18 protein-coding genes are annotated in these 20,260 nt (G+C 71.5%); 15 read left to right on the forward strand and 3 right to left on the reverse strand.

Annotated elements, in window-relative coordinates:
* Positions 1 to 34 precede the first annotated feature (34 nt).
* The 5 genes from OG729_RS32200 to OG729_RS32220 all read left to right on the forward strand — a co-directional run bounded on the left by OG729_RS32200 (position 35) and on the right by OG729_RS32220 (position 5,911).
* Positions 35 to 1,408 carry a glutamine synthetase family protein gene (locus OG729_RS32200; protein WP_405809415.1) on the forward strand — a complete coding sequence of 458 codons (1,374 nt, stop codon included), beginning with the start codon at positions 35 to 37 and terminating at the stop codon, positions 1,406 to 1,408.
* Positions 1,409 to 1,416: 8 nt separating this feature from the next.
* Positions 1,417 to 2,784: an aldehyde dehydrogenase family protein gene (locus OG729_RS32205; RefSeq protein WP_405809417.1), complete on the forward strand. Its 1,368-nt coding sequence runs from the start codon at positions 1,417 to 1,419 to the stop codon at positions 2,782 to 2,784.
* Between the two features lie 7 nt (positions 2,785 to 2,791).
* Positions 2,792 to 3,574 (forward strand): 3-oxoacyl-ACP reductase, encoded by a 783-nt coding sequence (locus tag OG729_RS32210; protein WP_405809419.1) that lies wholly within the window; start codon positions 2,792 to 2,794, stop codon positions 3,572 to 3,574.
* 101 nt (positions 3,575 to 3,675) lie between these two features.
* Positions 3,676 to 4,962 carry a haloacid dehalogenase-like hydrolase gene (locus tag OG729_RS32215; protein ID WP_405809421.1) on the forward strand — a complete coding sequence of 429 codons (1,287 nt, stop codon included), beginning with the start codon at positions 3,676 to 3,678 and terminating at the stop codon, positions 4,960 to 4,962.
* A gap of 22 nt (positions 4,963 to 4,984) precedes the next feature.
* Positions 4,985 to 5,911 (forward strand): DUF2510 domain-containing protein, encoded by a 927-nt coding sequence (locus tag OG729_RS32220; RefSeq protein WP_405809422.1) that lies wholly within the window; start codon positions 4,985 to 4,987, stop codon positions 5,909 to 5,911.
* Here OG729_RS32220 and OG729_RS32225 read toward each other — a convergent pair.
* Positions 5,908 to 7,110, reverse strand: a complete 1,203-nt coding sequence (locus OG729_RS32225) for an amino acid deaminase/aldolase (protein ID WP_405809424.1) — start codon at positions 7,108 to 7,110, stop codon at positions 5,908 to 5,910. The genes OG729_RS32220 and OG729_RS32225 overlap by 4 nt on opposite strands.
* A gap of 1,206 nt (positions 7,111 to 8,316) precedes the next feature.
* On the opposite strand from OG729_RS32225, the gene OG729_RS32230 reads away from it, so the two are divergent.
* Positions 8,317 to 9,102 (forward strand): hypothetical protein, encoded by a 786-nt coding sequence (locus OG729_RS32230; RefSeq protein ID WP_360876329.1) that lies wholly within the window; start codon positions 8,317 to 8,319, stop codon positions 9,100 to 9,102.
* The gene (gene mycP, locus OG729_RS32235) at positions 9,099 to 10,265 is read left to right on the forward strand and encodes a type VII secretion-associated serine protease mycosin (RefSeq protein ID WP_405809426.1); all 1,167 of its coding nucleotides are present in this window, start codon (positions 9,099 to 9,101) and stop codon (positions 10,263 to 10,265) included. The genes OG729_RS32230 and mycP overlap by 4 nt, the downstream gene beginning before the upstream one ends.
* Positions 10,266 to 10,332: 67 nt before the next feature.
* Here the strand turns inward: mycP and OG729_RS32240 are convergent, their stop codons facing one another.
* Positions 10,333 to 10,920 (reverse strand): serine hydrolase, encoded by a 588-nt coding sequence (locus OG729_RS32240; protein WP_405809428.1) that lies wholly within the window; start codon positions 10,918 to 10,920, stop codon positions 10,333 to 10,335.
* Between the two features lie 23 nt (positions 10,921 to 10,943).
* Between OG729_RS32240 and OG729_RS32245 the strand changes: the two genes are divergently transcribed.
* Positions 10,944 to 11,675, forward strand: coding sequence for an SseB family protein (locus OG729_RS32245; protein WP_405809429.1), 732 nt, complete (start codon positions 10,944 to 10,946; stop codon positions 11,673 to 11,675).
* 19 nt (positions 11,676 to 11,694) lie between these two features.
* Here OG729_RS32245 and OG729_RS32250 read toward each other — a convergent pair whose 3' ends face one another.
* Positions 11,695 to 12,057 (reverse strand): DUF1844 domain-containing protein, encoded by a 363-nt coding sequence (locus tag OG729_RS32250; protein ID WP_360876178.1) that lies wholly within the window; start codon positions 12,055 to 12,057, stop codon positions 11,695 to 11,697.
* A 353-nt stretch (positions 12,058 to 12,410) separates the two neighbouring features.
* Between OG729_RS32250 and infC the strand changes: the two genes are divergently transcribed.
* From infC to pheT, 7 genes are all read left to right on the forward strand, one after another.
* Positions 12,411 to 13,082: a translation initiation factor IF-3 gene (gene infC, locus OG729_RS32255; protein ID WP_360876180.1), complete on the forward strand. Its 672-nt coding sequence runs from the start codon at positions 12,411 to 12,413 to the stop codon at positions 13,080 to 13,082.
* Positions 13,083 to 13,201: 119 nt separating this feature from the next.
* Entirely contained in the window at positions 13,202 to 13,396 is a 195-nt protein-coding gene (gene rpmI, locus OG729_RS32260) for a 50S ribosomal protein L35 (RefSeq protein ID WP_360876182.1), read from the forward strand.
* A gap of 104 nt (positions 13,397 to 13,500) precedes the next feature.
* Positions 13,501 to 13,884: a 50S ribosomal protein L20 gene (gene rplT / locus OG729_RS32265; RefSeq protein WP_018103794.1), complete on the forward strand. Its 384-nt coding sequence runs from the start codon at positions 13,501 to 13,503 to the stop codon at positions 13,882 to 13,884.
* A 409-nt stretch (positions 13,885 to 14,293) separates the two neighbouring features.
* Positions 14,294 to 15,130 carry a TrmH family RNA methyltransferase gene (locus OG729_RS32270; protein ID WP_405809432.1) on the forward strand — a complete coding sequence of 279 codons (837 nt, stop codon included), beginning with the start codon at positions 14,294 to 14,296 and terminating at the stop codon, positions 15,128 to 15,130.
* Between the two features lie 99 nt (positions 15,131 to 15,229).
* A complete protein-coding gene (locus tag OG729_RS32275; RefSeq protein WP_405809433.1) occupies positions 15,230 to 16,351 on the forward strand; it encodes an ATP-binding protein in 1,122 nt (373 codons plus the stop codon).
* A gap of 166 nt (positions 16,352 to 16,517) precedes the next feature.
* The gene (gene pheS, locus OG729_RS32280; RefSeq protein ID WP_405809434.1) at positions 16,518 to 17,669 is read left to right on the forward strand and encodes a phenylalanine--tRNA ligase subunit alpha; all 1,152 of its coding nucleotides are present in this window, start codon (positions 16,518 to 16,520) and stop codon (positions 17,667 to 17,669) included.
* The gene (gene pheT / locus OG729_RS32285; RefSeq protein ID WP_405809436.1) at positions 17,669 to 20,212 is read left to right on the forward strand and encodes a phenylalanine--tRNA ligase subunit beta; all 2,544 of its coding nucleotides are present in this window, start codon (positions 17,669 to 17,671) and stop codon (positions 20,210 to 20,212) included. Before pheS ends, pheT begins: the two co-directional genes overlap by 1 nt.
* The last annotated feature ends 48 nt before the right edge of the window (positions 20,213 to 20,260 follow it).

Genomic DNA, 20,260 nt, shown 5'->3' on the forward strand with positions numbered 1-20,260 from the left:
ATGGCTTCCGGCTGACCCAAGGAGGCGTAATCCCGTGGCAGACCGCAAACCCCCGCTCGGGGTCGAGGAGCTTCGCACCCTCGTCGCGAGCGGCGAGATCGACACAGTCGTCCTGGCCTTCCCCGATATGCAGGGACGGCTCCAGGGCAAGCGGTTCGCCGCACCCTTCTTCCTGGACGAGGTCCTGGAACACGGCACCGAGGGCTGCAACTACCTCCTCGCCGTCGACACCGAGATGAACACCGTCGACGGCTACGAGATGTCCTCGTGGGAGCGCGGCTACGGCGACTTCGCCATGCATCCCGACCTCACCACACTGCGCCGGATCCCCTGGAACCAGGGCACCGCTCTGCTCGTCGCCGACCTCGCGTGGAACGACGGCTCACCCGTCGTCGCAGCTCCCCGCCAGGTGCTGCGCCGCCAGCTGGAGCGCCTCGCCGAGCACGGCTTCACCGCGCATGTGGGCACGGAGCTCGAATTCATCGTATTCCGGGACACGTACGAGGAGGCCTGGGACCGCAACTACCGCGACCTCATCCCGGCCAACCAGTACAACATCGACTACTCCGTCCTCGGCACCGGCCGGATCGAACCACTGCTGCGCCGGATCCGCAACGAGATGGCCGCGGCCGGCCTGACCGTCGAGTCCGCCAAGGGCGAGTGCAACCCCGGCCAGCACGAGATCGCCTTCAAGTACGACGAGGCCGTGGTCACCTGCGACCAGCACGCCGTCTACAAGACAGGCGCCAAGGAGATCGCCTCCCAGGAAGGTGTCTCGCTCACCTTCATGGCCAAGTACAACGAGCGCGAGGGCAACTCCTGCCATATCCACCTCTCGCTCCAGGACGCCGACGGCCGCAATGTGATGGCGGGGGACGGAAACGACCAGGAACACGACATGTCGCCGGTCATGCGGCACTTCCTGGCCGGACAGCTGGCCGCGCTGCGTGACTTCTCGCTGCTGTACGCGCCCAACATCAACTCCTACAAGCGCTTCCAGCCCGGCTCCTTCGCGCCGACCGCCGTCGCCTGGGGCTACGACAACCGCACCTGCGCGCTCCGCGTCGTCGGCCACGGCCGCTCGATGCGCTTCGAGAACCGGCTGCCCGGCGGCGACGTCAATCCGCACCTGGCCGTCGCGGGACTCGTCGCGGCCGGTCTGTACGGCATCGAGCAGCAGCTCGAACTCCCCGACGAGTGCACCGGGAACGCGTACACGGCCGGATACGAGCAGGTCCCCACCACGCTGCGGGAAGCCGCCGAACTCTGGGAGAACAGCCCGATCGCCAAGTCCGCGTTCGGCGCCGAAGTCGTCGCGCACTACCGCAACATGGCGCGGGTCGAGCTCGAAGCCTTCGACGCCGCGGTGACCGACTGGGAGCTCCGCCGCTCCTTCGAACGTCTGTGAGGAACGTCTTGTCGTACGCGTACCACGAGGTGCTCAACCCGGCGACCGGCCAGGTCGTCGAGACCGTGCGGGCGACAACGGCCGCCGAGGTCGACGAGGCTGTCGCCAGGGCCGCGCAGGCCCAGCGCGGCTGGTCGGCCGCCGCACCGGCCGACCGCGCCAGGCTGCTGCGCCGCTTCGCCGCCGTCGTCGACGAACACCTCGAAGAACTGGCCCAGTTGGAGGTGCGGGAGGCCGGTCACACCATCGGCAACGCCCGCTGGGAAGCCGGCAACGTCCGCGACCTCCTCGACTTCGCGGCCGGGGGAGTGGAGCGCCTCAGCGGCCGGCAGATCCCCGTCGCGGGCGGCCTCGACATCACCATCCTCGAACCGCTCGGCGTCATCGGCGTGATCGCGCCCTGGAACTTCCCCATGCCGATCGCCGCCTGGGGCACGGCCCCCGCGCTGGCCGTGGGCAACGCCGTACTCCTCAAGCCCGCCGAAACGACCCCGCTGACCGCGCTGCGGCTGGCCGAACTGGCCCTGGAGGCAGGCCTTCCCGAGGATCTTTTCCAGGTGCTGCCGGGCGCGGGCGACGTCGCCGGCAACGCGCTCGTCGAGCACCCGGGCGTGGCGAAGATCGTCTTCACCGGCTCGACCCGCGTCGGCAAGAGCATCATGGCCAGGTGCGCCGACCGCGTGAAGCGCGTGACGCTCGAACTCGGCGGCAAGAGCCCCAACATCGTCTTCGCCGACTCGGACCTCGAGGCCGCGGTCGCCGCGACCCCCATGTCCTTCCTGGACAACAGTGGCCAGGACTGCTGCGCACGCACCCGCATCCTGGTGCAGCGCTCCGTCTACGACCGCTTCCTCGAACTCCTCGCTCCCGCGATCGAGTCCGTGGTGGTCGGCGACCCCGCCGACGAGAAGACCCAGATGGGCCCGCTGATCTCCAGGACCCAGCTGGAACGGGTGCGTTCGTACGTCCCCGACGAGCTGAAGGGCATCCGCGGCACGGCACCCGAAGGACCCGGCTTCTGGTTCCCGCCGACCGTGCTCACCGACCTCGCCCCGGATGCCCCGGCGGCCTGTGAGGAGGTCTTCGGCCCGGTGGCCGCAGTCCTTCCCTTCGAGGACGAGGACGAGGCGATCCGGCTCGCCAACGCCACCGAGTACGGCCTGTCAGGGTCGATCTGGACCCGCGACATCGGCCGCGCGATCCGGGTCTCCCGCGCCGTCGCCGCCGGCAACCTCTCCGTCAACTCCCACTCCAGCGTCCGCTACTGGACGCCGTTCGGCGGCTACAAGCAGTCCGGCCTCGGCCGCGAACTCGGCCCCGACGCGCTTGCCGCTTTCACCGAAACCAAGAACGTCTTCATCAGCACGGAGGCCTGAACACACCATGACCGAGACCACCATCTGCCGCCGCCTGGTCGGCCGTACCGCAGTCATCACCGGCGCGGGCAGCGGAATCGGCCTCGCCAGCGCGCGCCGCCTGGCCTCCGAGGGCGCGAACGTCGTCTGTGGCGACATCGACGAGATCGCGGGCAAGGCCGCGGCCGACGAGGTCGGCGGCATCTTCGTACGTGTCGACGTGACCGACCCCGAGCAGGTCGAGGCGCTGTTCAAGACGGCGTACGACACCTACGGCAGTATTGACATCGCCTTCAACAACGCGGGCATCTCGCCGCCCGACGACGACTCCATCCTCACCACAGGACTGGAGGCCTGGAAGCGCGTCCAGGACGTCAACCTCACCTCCGTCTACCTCTGCTGCAAGGCCGCCATCCCCTATATGCAGCGCCAGGGCCGCGGCTCCATCATCAACACCGCGTCCTTCGTGGCGATCATGGGCGCGGCGACCTCCCAGATCTCGTACACCGCGTCCAAGGGCGGCGTGCTCGCCATGTCGCGCGAGCTCGGCGTGCAGTTCGCCCGCGAGGGGATCCGGGTGAACGCCCTGTGCCCGGGACCGGTCAACACCCCGCTCCTGCAGGAGCTGTTCGCCAAGGACCCGGAGCGCGCCGCGCGCCGGCTCGTCCACATCCCGGCCGGACGGTTCGCGGAGGCGGACGAGCTCGCCGCCGCCGTGGCCTTCCTCGCCAGCGACGACTCCTCGTTCATCAACGCCACCGACTTCCTGGTCGACGGCGGAATCTCGGGCGCGTACGTCACGCCTCTGTAGGTCAACCGCTACTTCGCTTCTGTAGTTCAGTCCGCAGCAAACACCCCGGCAGCCGGGCGTCGCACGACGCCCGGCTGTTCTGCGTACCAAGGAGAGTGTTCATGAACCACAAGCACCGCTGGCCCGCGGCAGCCGCAGCGCTCGCCATCGCCACAACCGGCCTCGCCGCCGCCCAGCCCGCCCGGGCGAGGCCGCAGAAGTGCCCGACACTGGAAATCTCGCAGGGCTGGTACGGGGAGAACAAGTCGAGGCTCCAGCAGCTGATCGACGACTACGGACGCTGCGGCGATCACGGCAAGGAGGGCGATCACGGCAAGGAGAAGGACAAGCCCGTCGCCGTCTTCGACTGGGACAACACCGTCATCAAGAACGACGTCGGCGACGCGACCATGTTCTGGATGCTGCGCAACAGCAAGATCCGCCCACCCAGGGGCGGTGACTGGCGCACCACCAGTCGCTATCTGACCGCCGAGGCCGCCGGCTCGTTGAAAACCGCCTGTCCCACCGGCGTACGGACGCTCCCCGCGGGTACGGACACGCGCTGCGCCGACGAGATCAACTCCGTCTACTCCGAGGGCACCACCACCAGCGGTGGGACCGCTTTCGCCGGCTTCGACCACCGCCGGATCGAGCCGCAGTACGCCTGGCTCGCTCAGCTGATGAACGGCTGGACGACCGGGCAGATACAGACCTTCGCCGCCGCTGCCCGCGCCGAGAACCTGGCCGCGCCCGTGGGCGCCGAGCAGCAGGTCGGCTCGGGCAAGGCGACCGGTTGGGCGCGCTACTACGACCAGCAGCGCGATCTGATCCGTACGCTGCAGAAGGCCGGCTTCGACGTCTGGATCACCTCGGCCTCGCCCGAGCCCGTCGTCGACGTCTGGGCGCGCGGAGCCGGCATCCAGGCGGACCACGCTCTCGGCATCCGCAACGTCATCGAGCACGGCCGCCTCACCTCGCATCTCAAGGGCTGCGGCACGGTCGCGGACGGCGACGACTCGATGATCACGTACATCGACGGCAAGCGCTGCTGGATCAACAAGGAGATCTTCGGGGTGCGCGGCGCGGCCGCCGAGCAGGTCCAGCCCGTCCATCGGCGGCAGGTGTTCGCGGCGGGCGACTCCGACACCGACGTCTCCTTCCTGCGGGACGCGACCGGCCTCCGGCTGGTCCTCAACCGCAACAAGAACGAAGTCATGTGCCGCGCCTACGACAACGGTGACGGCCGCTGGATCGTCAACCCGATGTTCATCGAGCCGAAGAAGCGGAAGGCCGCACCGTACCCCTGCGCCACCTCGGCATTCACCGAGCGGGACGGCACATCCGCGCCCGTACGCAGGGGGGACGGCAGCGTCGTTCCCGACCAGCGGGACTCGGTGTACCCGTCCTGAACGGGCGCCCTAAGGTGGCCGGATGAGCATGACGACACCGGCCGGCTGGTACCCGGACTCCAACATGCCCGGCACCGAACGCTGGTGGGACGGAGCCGCCTGGACCGCGCACACCCGCCCGGTCCAGGGGCAGCTCCAGGAGCAGGTCCCGGCCGCCGGTTTCGGTCCGCCGACCGCCGACCCGGTGAGCCGTAAGGGCAGCACCCTGGCCCTGGCCACCGCGGGTGTTGTCCTCGTCGCCGCGGTCGCCACCGGTGCGGTGCTGCTGGGGAACGACGACGAGGGCACGAAGCCCAAGTCCGCGCCGAGCGTTTCCGATCCGGCCGCGACCACGGCGGACCCGAAGAACAGCCAGGCCACGACTCCGCCTGCGAAGGACGACTCGGCACTGCTCACCGACCAGCTCAACGGCATCTCCATGCCCGTCCCCAAAGGCTGGGAGAAGTCGGACAGTTCGCTCGACGAGGGCACGACGATGGTCACGGAGGAGACCTACGACTGCCCGGCCGGCGGCTCGCCGCTCTGCCGACGCGGCCGGGTGTCCTCAATCACCGCGACGCGGACGGACGAGACCTCGCCCGCGGCGCTGGCCAAGCAGGACATCGCGACTGCGGCGGACAAGGCGTACGAGGAAGACGCCGTCGGCAGCCGCATCTACGGCGGTATCAAGTCCCACACCGTGCTCGCCTCGAAGTCCGTTGCGGTCGCCGGGCGCGCGGGCTATCTGGTGCGCTGGCGGGTCGTCACCGGAGCGGGCCCCGGCGGGTACGTCCAGTCGCTGGCCTTCCCCTCGACGGTGGGTACGGAGGCGATGGTCATCGTCCGGTTCGCCTTCGACGCGAGCCCCGAGGCGCCGGGGCTCGCGGACATGGACAAGATCGCCGCGAGCATCCGCCCGATCGGGGATGCGACGAGCGGCGGGGTGGGCAGCAGCATCGGCCCGGGCTAGAGGAAGGTGCGGCCCTCGCCCCGGTACGTCGGCGCGGTCCCCGTCACCCGGTCGCCCTCGATCAGGTGCAGCGTGTCGAAGCGCTCGCACATCTCCCCGGCCTTGGCGTGCCGGAACCACACCTTGTCGCCGATCAGCAGATCGTCGGCAGGCGCGCCGAGCAGCGGGGTCTGCACCTCGCCGGGCCCCTCCTGCGGGTCGTAGCGCAGCCCTTCCGGGAGATACGGCACGGGCAGCCGGTCCGCACCCGCGGCACCCGATGCGGGGTAGCCGCCGCCGAGCACGGTCACCACACCGACTCCCGGCCTGCGCACCACGGGCTGGGCGAAGAGCGCGGCCGGACGCCCCGTGAACGACGTGTAGTTGTCGAAAAGACGCGGCACATACAGCCCGGAACCGGCGGCGATCTCGGTCACCGCGTCCTCGGCCGCGGTGTGCTGGACGCTGCCGGTGCCGCCGCCGTTGACGAACTCCAGGTCCGGCGTCACCGCCCGCACCGCGCGCACCACGGCCGCCCGCCGGACGGCGAGCTCCTTGCGGGCGGTGGCCTGCATCAGCCGGATGACCTGCGATCGCAGCGGCCGCCCCGCCAGGGCGTCGCCGACCCCCGCGACATGTCCCTCGTACGCCATCAGCCCCACCAGCCGGAAACCCGGGCGGCGCGCGATCGACCGGGCCAGCTCGGCAAGCTGCGCGGGCTCGCGCAGCGGGGAGCGCAGTGCGCCTATCCGCACCCGCCCGCCTAGCAGCTTCAGGGAGGTGTCCAGCTCCAGACAGATCCGGATCTCCTCCTTGCCGCCGGCCCGCGAGCGGTCGATCAGCTCCAGCTGCGCCAGGTCGTCGACCATCACGGTCACGGCGCCGGCCAGCTTGGGGTCGGCGGCGAGCTCCGCGTACCCCGACCGGTCGGCGGACGGGTAGGCGAGCAGTACGTCGTCGAACCCGGCCCGCGCCAGCCACAGCGACTCGTCCAGCGTGAACGACATGATCCCGGCGAACCCGTCCCGCGCAAGGACCCGTTCCAGGAGCGCCCGGCAGCGCACGGACTTGCTCGCGACCCGGATGGGCTTCCCGCCCGCCCGGCGCACCAGATCGTCGGCGTTGGCGTCGAACGCGTCGAGATCCACGACGGCGAGTGGGGCGTCGAGATGGGCGGTGGCCCTGTCGTAGCGGGCCCGGTCAGCGGCACGGGGAGTCATGGCCCGAGCTTGCCAGACCGGATTACCGCAGGGTAAGAGGACGTTTTGGGCAGATCCACCCGGACCCCTGGTCTCGTTGCCGCGGGGTGCGTTTGAGCCCGTAGAGTGACCGGCACGCGGTGACGAACGGGCCTGCCCCGAGAGGCGATCCGTCGTTGTACGTGGACGAGAAACCAGGGGGGCGGGATGAGCACGGAGGCGCAGCGCCCTCCCGGCCGCCACGAGGACGAGACGCCGCCCGGTATGTCCCGCATCACGGAGGCACTGGTTTCCCCGGAGCCCCCCAAGCCGCTCCGCACTTCGGGCATCGCGGACCTGCTCCCCCCGGATACACCTGCGCACGCGTCCGAGCCGGCGGAACCGCCTCGCCCTGCGCCGCAGCCGTCGACCGGGCTTGCGCCCGCGCGCGCGGCGTCCGTGCCTGCGGACGCCCGGCCGCAGGTGCGTGCGGACGGCCCGCCGACGGATCGGCGCGCGGAGCCGCCCGGCCCTGCGCCGCTGCCGCCTGGCGTACCACCCGCGCGCGCCGCTTCCACGTCTGCGGACGCCCGGCGGTCGGAGGCTGACGGACGCCCCGGGCGTGCGCCGTCCGCGCGTCCGGGACACCCCGAGGGCTCCGGCGTGCCCCGTGTGCCGGCAGACGGCGCGGACGCAGGCGCCACCGCGCCGGCGGACGCACCCGCTACCACCGCCGAGCGCCCCGGCGCGGCCCCTGCTGCCCCGCAACCCCCCGCCGGGCTTGTGCCGCGGCCGGACGTGCCGCCCGCGCGTGCCGCGTCCACGGCGGCCGACGTCCGGCCCGGGCTTGCGGAAACCATGCCCCGCCCGGATCGCCCCGACGGATCCGACGCGGAGCCGCCGTCCGCCGCGCCGCCGCGGCCGGGCCTGCCGCCCGGTCCCTCCGACGCAGGGCGACCGGCCACCGGCGTTCCCGCAGCGAATGCAGCCGCCGCAGCGAATGCGGCTGCCGCGCCGGCCCCGCCCGCCGCCGCCCCGGCCGTCGAGACAACCACCCGGCTGCGGCCCATTTCCGCGCCCCGCTCCACACCGCCCGGCCCGCGGCTGCCCTCGGGCGTGCCGCCGCGGCCCGTCGCGCCGCCCGCGCGGCGCAGGGCCGTCGGGGCCGTCGACCTCACGCCACTGCCCGGCGCGCGGCCCCCGCACCCCGGCGGGCACTCCTTCCCGCCGCCCGAGACCCCGGCCGAGATGACCACCCGGCTCCGTCCCGTACGGACCCGGCACCCCCTGCGGACCCTCGGTGCCGTCGCCTGCGTCGTACTCGGACTCGGGCTGATCGGCGGCGCGGCAACCGGTAGTTGGCTCACCGGTGATTCCAGCGCCGACCCCGCCGCACCCACCGGGTACACCCACAGCCGCGGCCTGTGGCACAGCGTCCCCGTCAACACGCTCTTCCCGCCCACTCTCAAGGGCAACGGCGCAGGCCCCGGCGGCGCCGACCGGGTCTGGACGCGGATCGCCGTCGCGCCCGACGACGGCTGCGCGCCGGCCCTCGACCCGCTGCTGCTCAAGTCGCTGCAGACGGTCGGCTGCAGCCGCGTGCTGCGCGCCACGTACACCGACGCCACCGCCAGCAACGTCACCACCGTCGGGATGATCTTCACCGAGGCCGACGCGGACGCCATGCGCGCGCTGAGCTCCCGCTTCACCTCGGAAGGGCTCGACGAGCGCACCGATCTGATGCCTCGCACCCTCCCGGCCGATGGCACCGTCGCAGCCCGTTTCGGCGACCGGCAGCGCGCGAGCTGGACCGTGAGCGTGCTCACCGAGATGCCGGTCGTCGTCTACGCCGTCTCCGGCTTCGCCGACGGCCGCCCCGTCACCGACCCGCAGCCCGCCGGCGAGGCCAAGGCACAGGGCGCGACGTCCGCGCCCGCCCAGGCCGGCCTCGGCCATGAGGCCAAGGGCATCGCCGACCGTATCGAGGGCGGTCTGCGCAAGACCGTCAGCACGGCCACGGAGAAGCCCGAATGACCCGCCGCCACCGCCTCGCCGCCACCCTCGCGGCCGCCGTCCTCGCCGTCCTGCCGGCGACGCCCGCGCACGCCGACGCGATACGGGCCCAGCAGTGGGGGCTCGACGCCATGAGGACGGACCAGGCCTGGCGCACCACCAAGGGCCAGGGCATCACCGTCGCGGTCCTCGACACCGGCGTCGACGACAGCCACCCCGACCTGGCCGGCTCGGTGCTGCCCGGCAAGGACTTCATCGGCTTCGGCGCCCGGAGCGGCGACCGCGCCTGGGCCCGTCACGGCACTGCGATGGCCGGCATCATCGCAGCCCACGGCCATGGCTTCGGCGATGAGGACGGAGTCATGGGCATCGCCCCCGAGGCGAAGATCCTCCCCGTCCGCGTCATCCTCGAAGGCACCGACAAGGCCCGCGAAAAGGCACGCAGCTCCCGCGGCACCGCCCTCGCCCAGGGCATCCGCTGGGCCGCCGACCACGGCGCCGATGTCATCAACCTCTCTCTCGGTGACGACAGCGAGTCCGCGCACCCCGAGGCCGGCGAGGACGCCGCGGTCCAGTACGCCCTGGCCAAGGGCGCCGTGGTCGTCGCCTCGGCGGGCAACGGCGGCGAGAAGGGGGACCACATCTCCTACCCCGCCGCCTACCCCGGCGTGATCGCCGTGACCGCTGTCGACCGCTTCGGCACCCACGCCGCGTTCTCCACCCGCCGCTGGTACGCCACCGTCAGTGCCCCCGGCGTCGACATCGTCATCGCGGACCCGGACCGCAAGTACTACCAGGGCTGGGGCACCAGCGCCGCGTCCGCATTCGTCTCCGGCGCGGTCGCCCTGGTGCGCGCCGCGCACCCCGGCCTCACACCCGCCCAGATCAAGAAGCTCCTCGCCGACACCGCCGACGACGGCCCCAAGGGCGGCCGCGACGACGCCAGGGGCTATGGCGAGGTCGATCCGGTCGCCGCCATCAAAGCGGGCGCGAAGCTGCGCCCCGCGGATCTGAAGGCCGCGTCCGCGGGCTACAGCAGGAAGTACTTCGGCCCCGGCCCCGACCCGGCGCAGCAGGACGCGGAACCGGCCGGCTGGCTCGCCGCGCTCGCGGGCGGCATCGGCGCGCTGGTGCTCGCAGGCGCGGTCGTGCTCTGGCGCGGCGGCCGGCCCGCCCGTCGCTGACCCCCGGCGGCCGGCCCGCCCGTCGCTGACCCCCGGAGGCTGATCAGCCCGTCGCTGACCCCCGGCGTCACGCCGACCCGACTGCCTCCCGCACCGCAGCCTCCACGCACGCGATGCCCGCCTCCTTCGTCGGATGCCCTTCGGACAACACCGCGATCAGCCGGCCCCCGGCCCGCCCGACGGAGTGGACGACCCACAGCCCGGTCGCACGCATCGGCATCCAGCCGTTCTTGAGCGCCCACTCGCCGCCCGCTGCCGACACACCCCAGTCCTGCCCCTCGGCCACCTGCCCCATCAGGGACCGTATAAAGGGGTACGGTCCGCCGAACACGGCCCGCAGCAGGGTGAGTTGATCCCGCGCGGTGGTCCGCGTGAGGCCCCACGCCGGCTCGGCCCTGGTCTGCGTGAGCCCGAGCCGCGCATGCGCCGCGTCCAGCCCCGGCGCGCCCCCGATCGCCGCCCACAGCTCTGTCGCCGCGTCATTGTCGCTGCGTACGATCATGGCCCGCGCCAGCTCCCGCTCCCGTGCGCCCAACGGACGCCCCTCAAGCAGCAGCGCGGCCAGGATGGACACCTTCACGATGCTCGCCGCCGGGTAGGCGCGCTCTTCGCCGTACGACGCGTCGAGCGTGGCGACCGAGAGACAGGCACTCATAGCAGGGAGGTTAGGCTCAACGCGTGGCGCTCAAGAACATCCCCGACTCCGGTTTCTCCGACGACGACGGCACCGCCGACCCACGGCTGACGGCGGCCCTCGCCGCATGGTCCGAGGACCGGACGGCTCAGCGTCCCGTGCTCGAAGCGCTCAAGGACGCCCGGCTGCTGGTCCCCGTCGTCGCCGTCCTCGGCGAGGTCGAGGAGGACGAGAACGGCCTGCGCCGCGAGAAGACCAGCGACATGGCGGTCCCCACGCTCACCGCAGGCGATCGCCGTGCGCTGCCCGCCTTCACCTCGACCGCCTCGCTCGCCCGCTGGGATCCCGACGCCCGCCCCGTCGCCGTACCTCTTCATCAGGCGCTGCAGGCGGCCGCGCACGAGAAGGCCGACACGCTCGTCATCGACCTGGCGGGTCCCGTCCCGTACCAGCTGAGCGGCCGTGTGCTGCTCGCGCTCGCGGAGGGCCGCACGAGCGCCGATCCGCTCGACGACCCGGCGGTCACGACGGCGGTACGGGACGCGGTCGCCGCCGAGCCCGCGGTGCTCCGTGCCCACCTCGGACCGGGCGCCGCGGACGGCACCCTCGCCCTGGTCCTCGCCCCGGACGCGGTCCCGGCACAGGCGGCCCGCCGCATTGCCGAGGCGCTGGCCGCCGACGACGTACTGAGGGCCCGCCTGGTGCGGGGCCTCGACCTGGCGCTGCTGCCGGCCGAGGCCACCCCTCCGGGCGAGCCCCTGTTCGTACGCGGGTGAAAGGTCAGTTGTACACAGGTCAGCCGTAGACGGGACCCGTGTACTTCTCGCCAGGACCCTGGCCCGGCTCGTCCGGCACCAGCGACGCCTCGCGGAACGCCAGCTGCAGCGACTTCAGCCCGTCCCGCAGCGGCGCCGCGTGGAAGGAGCTGATCTCCGTCGCGCTCGCGTCCATGAGACCGGCCAGCGCATGGACCAGCTTGCGGGCCTCGTCCAGGTCCTTGTGCTCCGCACCGTCCTCGGTCAGGCCGAGCTTCACGGCGGCCGCGCTCATCAGGTTCACCGCGACCGTGACGATGACCTCGACGGCGGGGACCTCCGCGATGTCGCGGGTCATGGCGTCGAAGTCGGGGGACTCATTGGGGGTGGTCGCGTCACTCATGCCGCACACGATATGCCCCACCGGGCCCGGACCCGGCCGTGGCCTGAGTTAGCCCCTTCCGCCCGGAGCTGCTAACCTTGTGTAACGACCGGTCGGACACCTGTGTGCCCGACCCACAAGTGGAGGCTCCGATCTCCCACCTGGCCACCCTCACGGGCGGCGGGTCACCGGTCAGGCGGCGCCCATCGTTCCGTACGGACGATGGAGGTCGCCCGATGTGCGCCCCGCGGTTGACCGCGGCGGTGCTCCGGTATTCGAGGAGCTGCCGCCTGTGTCCCGTCCGGGGCATTTTTCACGTTCCGGCACGGTTGGTCTTACTAAACAGACGTTACGCGGCTGTCTGCCAGACAGTCGTGTGGTGCTACCGAGGAGGATCCATCAGCGCCGAGCCCCGCATCAACGACCGGATTCGCGTTCCCGAAGTGCGACTTGTCGGTCCCAGCGGCGAGCAGGTCGGGATTGTTCCGCTTGCCAAGGCCCTCGAGCTTGCGCAGGAGTACGACCTCGACCTGGTCGAGGTCGCGGCGAACGCCCGGCCGCCCGTGTGCAAGCTCATGGACTACGGGAAGTTCAAGTACGAGTCGGCCATGAAGGCCCGTGAGGCGCGCAAGAACCAGGCGCACACGGTCATCAAGGAGATGAAGCTGCGGCCGAAGATCGACCCGCACGACTATGACACCAAGAAGGGTCACGTCGTACGGTTCCTCAAGCAGGGCGACAAGGTCAAGATCACGATCATGTTCCGTGGTCGTGAGCAGTCCCGCCCCGAGCTTGGGTTCCGCCTGCTGCAGCGGCTCGCTTCCGACGTCGAGGACCTCGGATTCATCGAGTCGAACCCGAAGCAGGACGGCCGGAACATGATCATGGTTCTTGGCCCGCACAAGAAGAAGACCGAGGCCATGGCCGAGGCGCGTGAGGCTCAGGCCGCCCGCAAGGCGGAGCGCCAGGGCTACGCGAACGAGGAGACCCCGGAAGAGGCTGCCCAGGCTCCGGCCGAGGAGCCTTCCGAGACCTCCGAGGCGTGACCGAAGGGCTGCCACCCAGGCGGCCCGGGTCCCGCCCGGAACCACAAACCAAGATCTGACGCTCCCGCTGGCCGGTGCCCGCACCGGGGGAGCGCCACTGACGAGGAGATAACGGCGCGATGCCGAAGAACAAGACGCACAGCGGTGCCAAGAAGCGCTTCAAGATCACCGGCTCCGGCAAGGTGCTCCGTGAGCGTGCCGGCAAGCGCCACCTGCTCGAGCACAAGCCGTCGAAGCTGACGCGTCGCCTCACCGGCAACGCCGAGATGGCCAAGGGTGACTCGAAGACCATCAAGAAGCTTCTCGGCAAGTGACGTCATCCGTCCCCGCTGACCCGGGGACGGGACGCCGAGACCGGGACCTAATCGTTTCCGGGCCGTGTGAGTCCAACCACGGCCCCGCTACAAGGAGTTAACAAGTGGCACGCGTCAAGCGGGCAGTCAACGCCCACAAGAAGCGCCGGGCGATCCTCGAGCAGGCCAGCGGCTACCGCGGTCAGCGTTCGCGCCTGTACCGCAAGGCCAAGGAGCAGGTCACCCACTCCCTGGTCTACAACTACAACGACCGCAAGAAGCGCAAGGGCGACTTCCGTCAGCTGTGGATCCAGCGCATCAACGCCGCTGCCCGCCAGAACGGCATGACGTACAACCGCCTCATCCAGGGTCTGAAGGCCGCCAACATCGAGGTGGACCGCAAGATCCTGGCCGAGCTCGCGGTCAACGACGCCAACGCGTTCGCCGCGCTCGTCGAGGTCGCGCAGAAGGCGCTGCCGAGCGACGTCAACGCCCCGAAGGCCGCGTAAGCAGCCTGACGGCCGCGTCCAGCCGGACCGCTCCAGGACCCGCAGGCCTCCGGCCTGCGGGTCCGGTCGTGTTGGGGGTCCCCACGCCCCCGGTCGGTGCCGAGCGGTCCGGGGGCTGTTCGCGGACAGCCGGCAACCCCGGTCAGCTCCCGGAGCACTGCGAATCCCCCTCAGGCTTCGGGCCCCTTCTGGCCGACAGGCCGGGGTCATGTGGCATGCGGGCACCGCATGCACGCTCTGCTGCCGAAGCTCCGGCCCGGCAAGCCCTGGCCCCGGGGCGGCGCAGTGCGCCGTTTCGGAGCATCCCGACCCCCGTCGGACCTCGAGCCCTTCCCGGGCCCCGTGGGCGGGGGCACCCGCAGGTTCGTCCGGGCCGACCCCGGACCCGAGTCAGAGAGCCGCAGGCGACATGCGCACCCCCGAGCTGATCTCACCGCGATCCCCGCGCGTCACCGCCGCCCGGCGGCTTGCCAAGCGCGCCTTCCGGATCAAGGAGCGCCTGTTCATCGCCGAGGGCCCGCAGGCCGTGCGCGAGGCCGTCGCCCACCGCGGCCCGGGCGGAGAGCCCACGCTGGTCGAGCTCTTCACCACCGTCGAGGCCGCCGAGCGGTACGCGGACATCGTCGACGCCGCCGACAACGCCGGAGCCCGGGTGCACCATGCCTCCGACGCCGTGCTCGCCGAGATCTCCCAGACCGTCACCCCGCAGGGCCTCGTCGGCGTCTGCCGCTTCCTGGACTCGCCGTTCGAGGAGATCCTGGCGGCCAGGCCGAAGCTCGTCGCCGTACTCGCCCATGTACGCGACCCCGGGAACGCGGGGACGGTGCTGCGCTGTGCGGACGCCGCCGGTGCCGACGCCGTCGTCCTCACCGACGCCTCCGTCGACCTCTACAACCCCAAGGCCGTGCGCGCGTCGGTCGGTTCGCACTTCCATCTGCCCGTCGCCGTCGGTGTCCCCGTCGAACAGGCGGTGCAGGGGCTGCGGGACGCCGGGGTGCGCGTACTGGCCGCCGACGGCGCGGGCGACGACCTGGACGACGAGCTCGACGCGGGCACCATGGGCGGCCCCACGGCCTGGATCTTCGGCAACGAGGCCTGGGGGCTGCCGGAGGAGACCCGCGCGCTCGCGGACGCCGTCGTGCGCGTGCCGATCCACGGAAAAGCCGAAAGTCTGAACCTCGCGACCGCCGCAGCCGTATGCCTCTATGCCTCGGCGCGCGCCCAGCGCGCAGGCAGTACTCACTGAGTGGGAGTACTCGCTCAGGGGGTCCGCTCGGTCACGTCCAGCTAGTAGTGTGACGGGCTTGGGGCCCACTGCGCCGGCGGAGAGGTGGGGTACGGGGATATGGCGGTCGGGACAAGCAGGCCCGCGGAGACACACGGGGCTTTGCTGTGCCACTCCGGCGGTCACGATGTCGTCGGGATCGACCCCGACGACCTGCCCGACGGCCTTGTCGTCGCCGACGAGAACGGCCGGGTCATCTGCTTCAACAAAGCGGCCGTACGGATCACCGCCGTGTCCAAGGGCGAAGCCCTCGGCCTGCCGCTCGAGCGAGTGCTGCCACTGGAGGACCTCAAGGGCTGCCGCTGGTGGACGCTGACGGATCCGTACGGCGGACTCGCCACCCGCGTCGGCCAGCCCGAGCGCAATCTCCTGCTGCCCGGCGGCCGCGAGGTCCTCGTCTCCGCCCGCTATGTGCGCGAGTACCCGACCGGGCCGATACGCAGACTCGTCATCAGCCTGCGCGGCACCGAGGCCAGGCGCCGCACCGAACGCAGCCATGCCGAGCTGATCGCCACCGTCGCCCATGAGCTGCGCTCACCGCTCACCTCCGTGAAGGGCTTCACGGCGACGCTGCTCGCCAAGTGGGAGCGGTTCACCGACGACCAGAAGCGGCTGATGCTGGAGACGGTCGACGCCGACGCCAATCGTGTCACCCGGCTCATCGCCGAATTGCTCGACATCTCCCGTATCGACTCCGGACGGCTCGAAGTGCGCCGCCAGCCCATCGACATCGCGGCCGCCGTCGGACGTCACATCCAGGCGCACATAGCCAGCGGCCAGAGCCCCGACCGCTTCTTCGTACGCATCCAGCGCCGGCTGCCCGACCTGTGGGCCGACCCGGACAAGATCGACCAGGTGCTCGGCAATCTGCTGGAAAATGCGGTGCGCCACGGTGCCGGAACCGTCACCATCGAGGTGGCGCCGGCATCGGCGAAGGACGACGAGAAGGGTACGGCCGTCACCGTGAGCGACGAAGGCCCCGGTATCCCCGAGGAATCGATGGGCCGCGTCTTCACCCGCTTCTGGCGGGGGAGCAAGCGCGGTGGCACGGGCCTGGGGCTCTACATCGTCAAGGGCATCGTCGAGGCGCACGGCGGGACGATCACCGTCGGCCGCGGACCCGGCGGTGGCGCCGAGTTCCGATTTATTCTGCCCGTGGGCGCCCCGGCCTACCTGAAATAAGAGGTGTCGCGAAGCGTCTGGCAGGGTGGTGGCGGGTGACGGGAGGGCCTAGCCGCCCGCGGGCTCATTCGCCTCTCCACACCCCGTTAGACTCGTCCTTTGGCACCTTTGCGTCCTCGGTCGACGAGCGGGGGCCCCAGCCAGCCCATCGGAAGTACGGGAAGAGATGTCCGCACCCAATAAGTCGTACGACCCTGTTGAGGTCGAGGCACTGAAACCGGCAGAGATCGAGCGCATGCGGGACGAGGCGCTCGCCGCCTTCGCCGCCGCGGGCGACCTCGAAGCGCTCGCCCATGCCAAGGTCGCCCACACCGGAGGCACCTCGCCGCTCTCGCTCGCCAACCGGGAGATCGGCGCCCTGCCCCCGCAGGCCAAGGCCGAAGCCGGAAAGCGCGTGGGCCAGGCCCGCGGCGTGGTGAGCAAGGCGCTGGCCGCCCGCCAGACCGAGCTGGAGGCCGAGCGCGACGCCCGGGTGCTCGTCGAGGAGGCCGTGGACGTCACGCTGCCCCACGACCGGGTCCCGGCCGGCGCCCGCCACCCGCTGACCACGCTCTCCGAGCGCATCGAGGACGTCTTCACGGCCATGGGCTACGAGGTCGCCGAAGGCCCCGAGGTCGAGACCGAATGGCTGAACTTCGACGCGCTGAACATCGCCGCGGACCACCCCGCCCGCGGCGAACACGACACCTTCTTCGTCGCGGGCACGGATGGTGGTGGGGGCACCACCCAGGCCGAAGGCTCCGGGGGAAGTTCCGGCGTCGTACTGCGCACGCACACCTCGCCCGTGCAGATCCGCTCGATGCTCGACCGTGAGCCGCCGGTGTACGTCATCTGCCCCGGCCGCGTGTACCGCACCGACGATCTGGACGCCACGCACACCCCTGTCTTCCACCAGGTCGAGCTGCTCGCCGTTGACGAGGGCCTGACCATGGCGGACCTCAAGGGCACCCTGGACCACATGGTCCAGGCGCTCTTCGGCGAGGGCATGAAGACCCGGCTGCGGCCGAACTTCTTCCCCTTCACCGAGCCGTCCGCCGAGATGGACATGGTCTGCTACGTCTGCCGCGGCGAGTCCGTCGGCAACCCGGACCGGCCCTGCCGCACCTGCTCCAGCGAAGGCTGGATCGAGCTCGGCGGCTGCGGCATGGTCAACCCGAAGGTGCTCGTCGCCTGCGGCGTGGACCCTGAGAAGTACAGCGGATTCGCCTTCGGGTTCGGCATCGAGCGGATGCTGATGTTCCGCCACAACGTAGAAGACATGCGAGACATGGTCGAGGGTGACGTCCGGTTCACCCGGCCGTTCGGGATGGAGATCTGATGCGGGTCCCGCTTTCTTGGCTGCGGGAGTACGTCGACCTGCCGGCCACGGAGACCGGCCGCGACGTACAGACCAAGCTCATCGCGGCAGGTCTCGAGGTCGAGACGGTCGAGCAGCTCGGCGCCGGGCTCAAGGGCCCCCTCGTCGTCGGCAAGGTGCTGACCATCGAGGAGCTGACGGAGTTCAAGAAGCCCATCCGCTTCTGCACCGTCGACGTCGGCATGGCTGGGGGCATCTCCCAGGCCGAAGGCTCTGGGGGAGGAACCGGCGAGCCGCAGGAGATCGTCTGCGGCGCGCGCAATTTCTCCGTCGGCGACAAGGTCGTCGTGGCCCTGCCGGGCGCCGTGCTGCCCGGTGACTTCGCGATCGCCGCGCGCAAGACGTACGGCAGGACCTCGCACGGCATGATCTGCTCCGGCGACGAACTCGGCATGGGTGACGACGGCAGCGGCGGCATCATCGTGCTGCCGCCCGAGGTCGAGGTCGGCACCGACGCCATCGAGCTGCTCGAACTGGTCGACGAGGTGCTCGACATCGCCGTCACGCCGGACCGCGGCTACTGCCTGTCGATGCGCGGTGTCGCCCGTGAGACCGCCATCGCGTACGGGCTGCCGCTGCGCGACCCGGCGCTGCTCGACGTGCCCGCGCCGAACGCATTCGGCTACCCGGTGCAGGTCGGCGACCCGATCGGCTGCGACCGCTTCACCGCGCGCACCGTCGTTGGGCTCGACCCGGAGGCGCGCTCCCCGATCTGGCTGCAGCGCCGCCTGCAGAAGGCGGGCATGCGCCCGATCTCGCTCGCCGTGGACATCACCAACTACGTGATGCTGGAGCTCGGTCAGCCGCTGCACGCGTACGACCGCTCGCGCATCGACGGCCCGATCGGCGTCCGCCGCGCCGAGCAGGGCGAGAAGCTCACCACGCTCGACGGGACCAAGCGCGTCCTGGACGCCGAGGACCTGGTCATCACCGACAACCGCGGGCCGATCGGCCTCGCGGGCGTGATGGGCGGCGCCAACACCGAGATCGCGGACCACGACGACACCGCCGGTGCCAGCACCGAGGTGGTCATCGAGGCCGCGCACTTCGACGCGGTCTCGATCGCGCGTGCCGCGCGCCGCCACAAGCTCTCCTCCGAGGCGTCCAAGCGCTTCGAGCGCGGCGTCGACCCGCAGGCCGCGGCTGCCGCCGCACAGCGGACCGTCGACCTGCTGGTGCTGCTCGCGGGCGGCACTGCGGAGGCCGGCGTCACCGAGATCATCGCGCCGTCCGCGCCGCGTACGGTCTCGATGCCCGCCGACCACCCCGACCGCGTCGCGGGTGTCGACTACGGCCGCGAGACCGTCGTACGCCGCCTCCAGGAGGTCGGCTGCGATGTGTACGGGCAGGACGACCTGGTCGTCACCGTCCCGTCCTGGCGTCCCGACCTCGGCGCGCCGAACGACCTCGCCGAAGAGGTCATCAGGCTGGAGGGGTACGAGAACCTGCCCTCCACGCTGCCGAGGCCGCCGGCCGGCCGCGGGCTCACCGACCGCCAGCGGCTGCACCGCCGCGTCGGCCGCGCGCTCGCCGGAGCGGGCTTCGTCGAGGCGCCGAACTACCCGTTCGTCAGTGACGCCGTGTTCGACCAGCTCGGGCTGGACGCCGGTGACCCGCGACGCACCGTCGTCAAGCTGGTCAACCCGCTCTCCGACGAGGAGCCGGCGCTGCGCACCACGCTGCTGCCCGGTCTGCTCGCCGCGCTGCGCCGCAACGACGGCCGTGGCTCGCACGACCTGGCCCTGTTCGAGACGGGTCTGGTCTTCCGGCCGACCGGCGAGGAGACGGTCCCGGGCGAGCTGCCCGTCGACCGCCGTCCCACCGATGAGGAGATCGCCGCGCTGAACGCGGCGCTGCCGCACCAGCCGCGCCGGGTCGCCACCGTCCTGGCGGGCGCGCGCGAGCAGGCCGGCTGGTGGGGCAAGGGCCGCCCGGCCGACTGGGCCGATGCGGTCGAGTCCGCCCGTACGGTCGCCCGCGAGGCCGGCGTCGAACTCACTGTCCGCGCCGACCAGCACGCCCCGTGGCACCCGGGCCGCTACGCCGCGCTGTACGCCACCGTGGACGGCGAGGAGACCCTTGTCGGCCACGCAGGCGAACTGCACCCGCGCGTCATCAAGGCGCTCGGACTGCCGGAGCGCACCTGCGCCATGGAGGTCGAGCTCGACCTTCTGGAGCGCGCCGGTGAGGGCGTTCTCCAGGCGCCGCGGATCTCGACCTTCCCGGTGGCGACCCAGGACGTCGCGCTGGTCCTCCCGCAGGACGTGCCGGCCGCCGAGGTCGAGCGGGTGCTGAGGGAGGGCGCGGGTGAACTGCTCGAGTCCATCCGGCTGTTCGATGTCTTCACCGGTGAGCAGATCGGCGAGGGCAAGAAGTCGCTGGCGTACGCCCTGCGGTTCCGTGCCGGCGACCGGACGCTGACGGTCGAGGAGGCATCGGCCGCCCGGGACGCCGCCGTTGCGCTCGCGACCGAGCGCACCGGGGCGGTTCTGCGCGGCGCCTGACGCCTTCGACCCGCATCACGCCTGCTGAGGGGCGCATCCGGACCACCG

The organism is Streptomyces sp. NBC_00210 (genome assembly GCF_045160975.1).
Taxonomy (GTDB): Bacteria; Actinomycetota; Actinomycetes; order Streptomycetales; family Streptomycetaceae; genus Streptomyces.

Bases quoted from the DNA above. Each gene is read 5' to 3' on its own strand.
- OG729_RS32210 (WP_405809419.1), top strand. From the start codon at position 2,792: ATGACCGAGACCACCATCTGCCGCCGCCTGGTCGGCCGTACCGCAGTC.
- OG729_RS32215 (WP_405809421.1), top strand. From the start codon at position 3,676: ATGAACCACAAGCACCGCTGGCCCGCGGCAGCCGCAGCGCTCGCCATC.
- OG729_RS32220 (WP_405809422.1), top strand. From the start codon at position 4,985: ATGAGCATGACGACACCGGCCGGCTGGTACCCGGACTCCAACATGCCC.
- OG729_RS32225 (WP_405809424.1), bottom strand. From the start codon at position 7,110: ATGACTCCCCGTGCCGCTGACCGGGCCCGCTACGACAGGGCCACCGCC.
- OG729_RS32230 (WP_360876329.1), top strand. From the start codon at position 8,317: ATGACCACCCGGCTCCGTCCCGTACGGACCCGGCACCCCCTGCGGACC.
- mycP (WP_405809426.1), top strand. From the start codon at position 9,099: ATGACCCGCCGCCACCGCCTCGCCGCCACCCTCGCGGCCGCCGTCCTC.
- OG729_RS32240 (WP_405809428.1), bottom strand. From the start codon at position 10,920: ATGAGTGCCTGTCTCTCGGTCGCCACGCTCGACGCGTCGTACGGCGAA.
- OG729_RS32250 (WP_360876178.1), bottom strand. From the start codon at position 12,057: ATGAGTGACGCGACCACCCCCAATGAGTCCCCCGACTTCGACGCCATG.
- rpmI (WP_360876182.1), top strand. From the start codon at position 13,202: ATGCCGAAGAACAAGACGCACAGCGGTGCCAAGAAGCGCTTCAAGATC.
- OG729_RS32270 (WP_405809432.1), top strand. From the start codon at position 14,294: ATGCGCACCCCCGAGCTGATCTCACCGCGATCCCCGCGCGTCACCGCC.
- OG729_RS32275 (WP_405809433.1), top strand. From the start codon at position 15,230: ATGGCGGTCGGGACAAGCAGGCCCGCGGAGACACACGGGGCTTTGCTG.
- pheS (WP_405809434.1), top strand. From the start codon at position 16,518: ATGTCCGCACCCAATAAGTCGTACGACCCTGTTGAGGTCGAGGCACTG.
- pheT (WP_405809436.1), top strand. From the start codon at position 17,669: ATGCGGGTCCCGCTTTCTTGGCTGCGGGAGTACGTCGACCTGCCGGCC.